The sequence below is a fragment of the Kitasatospora sp. NPDC056800 genome, assembly GCF_042789775.1.
Lineage (GTDB): Bacteria > Actinomycetota > Actinomycetes > Streptomycetales > Streptomycetaceae > Kitasatospora.
Window position 1 is genome coordinate 1 of sequence record NZ_JBHUAL010000375.1, and the last position, 2,990, is coordinate 2,990.

General features: G+C 76.6%; 4 protein-coding genes. 2 read left to right on the forward strand and 2 right to left on the reverse strand.

The features are described 5' to 3' along the window. Positions 1-149: 149 nt before the first annotated feature. Together ACFRQN_RS40355 and ybaK are read left to right on the forward strand one after the other, a co-directional pair. The gene (locus ACFRQN_RS40355; RefSeq protein WP_181970799.1) at positions 150-887 is read left to right on the forward strand and encodes an LON peptidase substrate-binding domain-containing protein; all 738 of its coding nucleotides are present in this window, start codon (positions 150-152) and stop codon (positions 885-887) included. A 40-nt stretch (positions 888-927) separates the two neighbouring features. Continuing rightward, complete coding sequence (gene ybaK / locus ACFRQN_RS40360) at positions 928-1,422, forward strand: Cys-tRNA(Pro) deacylase (RefSeq protein WP_049650372.1); 495 nt, start codon at positions 928-930, stop codon at positions 1,420-1,422. A 94-nt stretch (positions 1,423-1,516) separates the two neighbouring features. On the opposite strand, the gene ACFRQN_RS40365 is transcribed toward ybaK, so the two are convergent. Both ACFRQN_RS40365 and ACFRQN_RS40370 read right to left on the reverse strand, forming a co-directional pair. After that, positions 1,517-2,326, reverse strand: a complete 810-nt coding sequence (locus tag ACFRQN_RS40365) for a hypothetical protein (RefSeq protein WP_380745624.1) — start codon at positions 2,324-2,326, stop codon at positions 1,517-1,519. A 102-nt stretch (positions 2,327-2,428) separates the two neighbouring features. Next, positions 2,429-2,990, reverse strand: a 562-nt coding sequence (locus tag ACFRQN_RS40370) for an ABC transporter permease (RefSeq protein ID WP_380745625.1), incomplete at its 5' end; no start/stop codon positions are given.

Consider the following 2,990-nt stretch of genomic DNA (forward strand, 5'->3'; position numbering starts at 1 on the left):
GGCGGGGCGGGGCCGGCGGGGTGCCCCCCCCCCGGGTGGGGCCCGCCCCCAGGCGTATCCTCCCCGCGGGTTCACCCCGGGGGGGGCGGGCCCCGGCGCGGGCCCGGCCCCGTCCACCGTGCGACAAGGCCCCCGTCCGGGGAACTACGCTGTCCGCCGTGACAGAACGGCTGCCGCTCTTCCCGCTGAACACCGTGCTCTACCCGGGCCTGGTGCTGCCCCTGAACGTCTTCGAGGAGCGCTACCGCCGTCTCGTCGCCGATCTGCTCGAACAGCCCGAGGACACCCCCCGGCGGTTCGGCGTGCTCGCGATCAGGGACGGCCGGGAGGTCGCCCGGGTCAGGCCCGAGGAGGGCCCGGCCGGTCCGCTGGACGGCCTCGGCACCGTCACCGGGGACCCGCTGGAGGCGGTCTTCCAGGTCGGCTGCGTCGCCGACATCGCCTCCGTCCAGCACCAGCCGGACGGCCGCTACGAGCTGCTGGTCACCGGCACCACCCGGTTCCGGCTGCGCTCGGTGGACGTCTCCGGCCCGTACCTGACCGGGGAGACGGAGCTGATCGAGGAGCGCCCGGGCGAGGGCTCCGGCGCGCTGGCCTCCGAGGTCGAGCGGGCGTTCCGGGTCTACCAGAAGCGCCTGGCCGGCGCCCGCGAGGCGAGCACCGTCGGCCACCAGGAGCTCCCGGACGACCCCCAGGTGCTCTCCTACCTGGTCGCCGCCGCCTCGGTGTTCGAGACCCCGGTCAAGCAGCAGCTGCTCGCCTGCCCGGACACCGCCCAACGGCTGCGCGCCGAGCTCGACCTGCTGCGCCGCGAGTCGGCCGTCCTCAGCTGGCTGCCGTCGCTGCCCGCCGTCGACCTCACCCGCCAGTCCTTCAGCCCGAACTGACCGAGGACCCCAAGGACCTCAAGGACCCCGAGGACCCCGCATGGCCAAGAAGACCAGGAAGGGCGGCCAGGGCACACCCGCCACCGTCGCCCTGGAAGCCGCCGCCGTCCCGTTCACCGTGCACGCCTACGACCACGACCCGGCCGCCGCCTCCTACGGCGGCGAGGCCGCCGAGGTCCTCGGCATCGCCCCCGAGCGGGTCTTCAAGACCCTCGTCGCCGACGTGGACGGCACCCTCACCGTCGGTGTGGTCCCGGTCGCCGGCCAGCTCGACCTCAAGGCCCTGGCGGCGGCCGTCGGCGGCAAGCGCGCCGCCATGGCCGACCCGGCCGCCGCCGAGCGCAGCAGCGGCTACGTCCTCGGCGGCATCTCCCCGCTGGGGCAGCGCCGACCGCTGCGCACCGTCGTCGATGTCAGCGCGCTCGGCCACCCCACCGTCTACGTCTCGGCGGGCCGCCGCGGCCTCGAAGTCGAACTGGCCCCCACCGACCTCGTCGCCCTCACGAGGGCCGACACCGCCCCCATCGCCCGCTGAAGCACCGTCCCCGGGGGAATGCCCCTCCCCGGGGGAAAAGCGAGGGCGCGGGGCCGGTGCGGGACGACCCGCACCACCCCGCGCCCGACCACGCTCAGCGCTCCGTACCGCTCCCCGGACCGTTTCCGGCGCCGCTGCCCGCACCCGGCCCGGCCCACGGCCCGGTCGGTGCCTGCGCAGAAAGCCCCGCGGAGGGCCCCGCCGAGGGCCCCGTCGGGGGCATCACCGGGGGCCCCGCCAGCGGAGCCTGCGCCACCGGTGCCCAGTACGGCGGCGGGTCCTCCTCCCGCTTCCCGAACGCGGCCGAGAGCAGGAGCAGCACCACCATCGCCGTCATCGGCCAGACCAGCAGCGCCCCCAGCGCCCCCAGGTCGATGCCCGCGTCGAAGTGCCCGCCGTTGCCGACCCGCCGGGCCTCGCCGATCAGGTCGCCGCTCGGCCCGAGCCACCGCCCGATCCGCCAGGCCCCGATCGATCCGAGCAGCCCGCCGACGGCCAGTCCCAGCGCGACCGCGATGCCGCCGCCGCGCCGCCGGGTCACCAGGAAGGCGCCGAGCGCGGTCAGGATCCCGGCCCCCAGGCCGATCAGCACGAACACCGCGTCGGCCCCGGCCCGCTGCTCGCCCTCGGGGTCGGCGTAGAGGATGCGGTCGCCGTCCACCACCAGCGGCACCTTCGGCGCCAGCCAGGCCCACAGCCCGGCCATCACCAGACCGGTCACCAGGCAGGCGACCACGACGCCCGCCCCGACCCGGACCTCCGGCAGCAGCCGCCGCCCCAGCGGGATCGTCCCGTGCCCGAGGGCGGTGGCCCCGTACGGCGGCGCGAACGGGTCGGGCGCTGCGTCCGGCACCGCCTGCACATCGGCGGGCGCGGGATCCGGAGGTGTGTTCGGTACGGTCACGCGCCCCATCGTTTCACGACGGCCACCCGGACGACCCACCCGTACCCGCCACCGTGCCCACCGGTCGTGGGCCCGCTACGCGACGCCCGGCCGCGGGACGCCCTACCGCGAGACCGCCCGCCGGTACGCCCAGGTGGCGACGGCCAGCGACACCACGCCCACCCCCGCGCAGACCGCCAGGTCCACGAGCACCAGCGCCCAGTCCGGGTCCGGCGCGAAGGTCCGCGCGAAGGCGTCCACCCCGTACGTGGACGGCAGCAGGTCCCGCAGCCACTGCACCGGCTGCGGCAGGTGGTCCACCGGCAGCACGCCCAGCAGCAGGGCGGCCGACATCCCGAGCTGCCCGAGCATCGTCGCGATCTCCTGCCGCGGCGCCAGCAGCCCGCAGGCCGCCCCCAGCCCCGACAGCGCGGCCCCGGCCAGCGGCACGACCGCCAGCAGCACCCACAGCTGCCCGAGCGGCAGCCCGAACATCACCGCCCCGAACGCCGCCGTGGCGAGCGTCCCGGGCAGCGTGAAGGAGGCGTACGCGGCGGCCGTCCCCAGCACCACCGAGGCGGCCGGCACCGGCAGCGTCGCGTAGTGGTCGAGCCCGCCGGTGGCCCGCAGCTTCCCGAAGTACTGGGCGAGCAGGTTCAGCGCGACGAACGCCACCACCAGCACG

What these genes read in the sequence shown, in the direction of transcription:
- ybaK (WP_049650372.1), top strand. Translation starts at nt 928, where the DNA reads ATGGCCAAGAAGACCAGGAAGGGCGGCCAGGGCACACCCGCCACCGTC.